Source organism: Micromonospora sp. 4G55 (genome assembly GCF_016803375.1).
Window position 1 is genome coordinate 1 of the sequence record NZ_JAEVHN010000501.1, and the last position, 4,616, is coordinate 4,616.

5 protein-coding genes are annotated in these 4,616 nt (G+C 72.4%); 4 read left to right on the forward strand and 1 reads right to left on the reverse strand.

What is annotated here, in order from left to right:
* Positions 1 to 201: 201 nt before the first annotated feature.
* A complete protein-coding gene (locus JNW89_RS28345; protein WP_238451439.1) occupies positions 202 to 765 on the reverse strand; it encodes a PadR family transcriptional regulator in 564 nt (187 codons plus the stop codon).
* Between the two features lie 76 nt (positions 766 to 841).
* On the opposite strand from JNW89_RS28345, the gene JNW89_RS28350 reads away from it, so the two are divergent.
* From JNW89_RS28350 to JNW89_RS28365, 4 genes are all read left to right on the forward strand, one after another.
* Positions 842 to 1,258 carry a nuclear transport factor 2 family protein gene (locus JNW89_RS28350; RefSeq protein WP_238451440.1) on the forward strand — a complete coding sequence of 139 codons (417 nt, stop codon included), beginning with the start codon at positions 842 to 844 and terminating at the stop codon, positions 1,256 to 1,258.
* Positions 1,259 to 1,274: 16 nt separating this feature from the next.
* Positions 1,275 to 2,300 carry an LLM class F420-dependent oxidoreductase gene (locus tag JNW89_RS28355; protein ID WP_238451441.1) on the forward strand — a complete coding sequence of 342 codons (1,026 nt, stop codon included), beginning with the start codon at positions 1,275 to 1,277 and terminating at the stop codon, positions 2,298 to 2,300.
* Positions 2,301 to 2,454: 154 nt separating this feature from the next.
* On the forward strand, positions 2,455 to 3,921 hold the full coding sequence (locus tag JNW89_RS28360; protein WP_238451442.1) for an acetyl-CoA carboxylase carboxyltransferase subunit alpha/beta: 1,467 nt from the start codon (positions 2,455 to 2,457) through the stop codon (positions 3,919 to 3,921).
* A 213-nt stretch (positions 3,922 to 4,134) separates the two neighbouring features.
* Positions 4,135 to 4,616 (forward strand): hypothetical protein (locus JNW89_RS28365; RefSeq protein WP_238451443.1); only part of this gene is annotated, 482 nt, incomplete at its 3' end.

Consider the following 4,616-nt stretch of genomic DNA (forward strand, 5'->3'; position numbering starts at 1 on the left):
CGCCTCCGACCACGACGCCGCCCCCGACCACCGCCCCCAGCCCGACCACCGCGCCACCGACGCCCGAGGCCCCCCTGCTCGACCTCTGCCTCGAACCCCTGAAGCTGCCACTGGTGCAGCGGCTGCTGTGCCCACCGACCAGCCGCTGAGCGGGACCTTGTTCACGCGCCCCACCCTGCGCTGATGGCACCGACAGCGGCGTCACCGTGGCAGCGGCGCCCGGGCGCGCAACAGCGCCGCGGCCTGCTCGCACCACTCGCGGTTCTCCTGCTCGAATCGGCGGCCGCGTAGGCAGGTCAGGTACGGGCCGATCCGGTCGCCCTCGCGCAGGAACGTCTCCTCGTCGAGTTCGCCACGCAGCCGCTGCAGCATCCGATCGAAGATCTCCACCTTCGCCGCCGCCGTGACCGCACGCTCCTCGAGCTGGACGATGACCGGGGCCGGGTCCAGCAGATCGACGGCCTGGACCATGACGAGCAGATCCTCCCGGATGGACGACGGCTTCGACGGCGTCGCAGCGAACGCGGCCAGCTCCGCGAGGCCGGCGTCGGTGACCGTGAACAGTCGCTTGTTGGGCCGGTCCCGCTGGATGACCTGCCGGCCGGAGATCAGTCCCTCGCGCTCCAGTTTCGCCAGCTCGGCGTAGAGCTGCTGGGGCACCGCGTACCAGAAGTTCGACAGCGACACATCGAAGGCCTTGGCCAGCTGATACCCGCTGTACTCGCCGTCGAGCAGTGCCGCCAGCACCGCGTGGCGCAACGCCATCGGCCACACCTCCCACTTCCCTCGTCGCATAGTCAGTGATATGACTACTCCTATTGTTGACTATAGGGAGGCCGCCGTGACGACCGTCGAGCGGTTCCGTTCCGCCGTCGAGGCCGGAGACCTGGCCGCGTGCGACGGGCTGTTCAGCCCGGACGTCCGCTTCTTCAGCCCGGTGAAGTTCACGCCGTTCGAGGGGGCGCAGGCCGTCCACGGGCTCCTCCGCGTGCTCCTGCGCACGTTCGAGGATTTCCGGTACGTCGGGCAGCTGGCCGGCGAGGCCGAGATCGGCCCGGCTGGCCGGCCGGTCGAGTCGCACATCCTCATCTTCCGCGCGACCGTGCGCGGCAAGCAGATCCACGGCCTCGACCTGCTCCAGCTCGGCGACGACGGTCTGATCGAGGAGTTCACGGTCATGGTCCGCCCACTCTCCGCCGTCCACACGTTGAGCGAGGCGGTCGTCGCCGGTCTCGCCGCCGACGGCATCGCCCCGTGACACGGAAGGCCGCACGATGAAACTCGGGTACACCACCGGCTACTGGTCCTCCGGCCCACCCGCCGGCGTCACGGAGGCCATAGCGGAGGCCGACCGCCTCGGCTTCGACTCCGTCTGGGCCGCCGAGGCGTACGGGTCGGACTGCCTGACCCCGCTCGCCTGGTGGGGCGCCAGCACGTCCCGGGTGCGGCTGGGCACCAACATCATGCAGATGTCGGCCCGCACGCCGACCGCCGCCGCGATGGCGGCGCTCACCCTCGACCACCTGTCCGGCGGCCGGTTCATACTCGGGCTCGGCGCCTCGGGTCCGCAGGTCGTGGAGGGATGGTACGGCCAGCCCTACCCCCGGCCGCTGGCCCGGACCCGGGAGTACATCGAGATCATCCGCGCCGTCCTCGCCCGCGGCGGCCCGGTTCAGTACGACGGCGATTTCTACCAGCTGCCGCATCGCGGCGGCACCGGCCTGGGCAAGCCGCTGAAGTCCACCGTCCACCCGCTGCGCACCGACATCCCCATCTTCCTCGCCGCCGAAGGGCCGAAGAACGTGGCGCTGGCGGCCGAGATCGCCGACGGCTGGCTGCCGCTATTCTTCTCCCCCAAGGCGGACGGCTTCTACCGCGCCGCGCTGGCCGAGGGCTTCGCCCGTCCGGGCGCCTGCCGCGGCCCGGACGAGTTCGAGATCGCCGCGACCGTGCCGATCGTCGTCGACGATGACGTGGAGCGGGCGGCCGATCGGATCCGGCCGTTCGTCGCGCTGTACGTCGGCGGCATGGGTGCCAAGTCGACCAACTTCCACCGGGACGTCATCGCCCGCCTCGGATACGAGCGGGAGTGCGACGTCATCACCGAGGCGTACCTGGAGGGCAACAAGCAGGAGGCGATCGCCGCCGTGCCGACCGCACTGGTGGAGGACATCGCGCTGATCGGGCCGACCGCGAAGATCAAGGACGAGCTGCAGCGGTGGCGCGAGAGCGTGATCACCACCCTGCTGGTGCAGGGCGGGCCACGGCAGCTGCGCCAGATCGCCGAGCTGGTCGACTGACGACCCGCATCGACCGTGGAAGGCCCCCCCTGCGCGGGGCCCCGTTGCCGAGGACCGATCTTCAAGGTCTCTCATCGCGGGAACCCGCCACGACTATGGTGTGATCATGGCTGGCGACCGGGCTGACGAGGCTGCCTCCGGAGGCCGACCGGGTGTGAAGAGATCGGCACGGGAGCTCATCGAACTGGTCATCGACCCCGGCACGTGGGTGTCGTGGGACGAGGCGGTTGCCGATCCGGCCCCGCTCGACGCCGACTATGCGGCTGCCCTGGCCGCCGCGCGCCGGACCACCGGCGTCGACGAGGCGGTCCTCACCGGCGCGGGCCGGCTCGGCGGACGGCGGGTCGCCGTCATCGCCGGCGAGTTCGCATTTCTCGGCGGCTCGATCGGCGTCGCGGCGGCCGAGCGGCTCACCCGGGCCGTCGAGCGGGCGACCGCCGAGCGGATTCCGTTGCTTGCCGCGCCCGCGAGTGGCGGCACCCGGATGCAGGAAGGCTCGATCGCGTTCCTGCAGATGGTGAAGATCAGCCAGGCGATCACCGCGCACAAGGTCGCGGGGCTGCCATACCTCGTATATCTGCGGCACCCGACGACCGGCGGCGTGTACGCGTCGTGGGGGTCCCTCGGGCACCTGACAGTCGCCGAGCCGGGCGCGCTGATCGGCTTCCTCGGGCCGAAGGTGCACGAGGCGCTGACCGGCTCACCGTTCCCGGCCGGGGTGCAGGTCGCCGAGAACCTCCACAAACACGGTCTGATCGACGCGGTCGTCGCGCCGGAGCAGGTGGCGCCGCTGGCCGAGCGAGCGCTGGCCACTCTCCACGCGCCGCGCCGCCTCCCCCGTACGCCGATCCCGATGGAAGACCCGCCCGGTCAACCCACCGCCTGGGACGCCGTCCGGCGATCCCGCCGGGCGGACCGTCCCGGAATCCGCCGACTGCTGAGACACGCCGGCCGGGATGTCGTGCCGTTACACGGCACCCGGAGCGGCGAAACCGGAGCCGGTGTGATCGTGGCGCTGGCCCGCTTCGGGGAAGCCCCCGCCGTGGTCGTCGGACACGACCGGCGCGACAGCCCGCCCGACCCCGCCGGCCTGCGGGCCGTCCGGCGGGGGTTCAAGCTCGCCGCAGAGTTGGGCCTGCCCGTCGTCACCGTTGTCGACACGCCGGGCGCCGCCCTTTCCCCACAGGCCGAGGAGGGTGGCCTGGCCGGAGAGATCGCCCACTGCCTTGCCGATCTCCTCACCCTGCCGGTGCCGACCCTGTGCGTGTTGCTGGGCCAGGGCGGCGGCGGTGCCGCCTTGGCCCTGCTGCCGGCCGACCGGGTCATCGCCGCGGCGCACGGCTGGCTCTCGCCGCTGCCGCCCGAGGGCGCGTCGGCGATCCTCCATCGCACTGTCGAGCGGGCGCCGCAGGTCGCCGCCGCGCAGGGCATCCGTGCGCAGGACCTGCGGGCACGGGGCATTGTGGACCGGATCGTGGCCGAGCGACCCGACGCCGCCGACGAGCCCGCGGCGTTCCTCGACCGACTGGGAGCGGTACTGGCGTACGAGCTGGCCACCCTGCTCGACGTCGACCCGGCGGACCGCCTCCAAACCCGCCGGGTCCGGTACCGTCAACTTTGATCGCAAACTCTTGCCGAATGGAACCCGTTCATTCGACTGTCGGGGGGCCGACCCTCGCTCCGCCGACCAGGCGCTGAGCAAGCGGCGACCGCGCCCGTGTCGCCCCGTCCGCCGACCGGCGACCGCCACCGGCGACCGCCACCGGCGACCGGCGCGGACGCCACGCTGATCGCCGGCTCAGCGCCTGCAGTCCCGTCGGCCTACAGTGTGCCCATGTGGGAGTCGTTCGCCGCGTCGGCGGTGGGCCTGATGGCCGCGATGGCAGCGGCTGTTCCGACGCCGTCGCCGTCGGTGGACGCCGCGCCGGTGTTGACGTCGACACCGTTCGGCGCGCTGCCCGGGCAACAGGTGACCCACACCGTCACGATCTCCGGCAGCGGCACCCTCACCACGACGCGGGTCACGTTCACCACGACGGTCGACCTCGACGGTGTCACCGCCCGGGCCGAGCCGGGCCGATGCGCGGCGTCCCCGCGTACCGTCGTCTGTGACCTCGGTGACCTGCGCCTGGACACCGCCGGGGCGGCGCCGCGGATCACGATCTCCGGGCGGGTCCGCCCGGGCGCTCCGCCCGGCACGGTGGTCCGCAACCGGGTCGGTGTCACCTCGGTGGAGACCACCGCGACGGGCGCCCGGACCACCAGCAACGCCTACCTGCTCCCGGGGGCGACGGCCACGCCCACCGATCCCGCCGC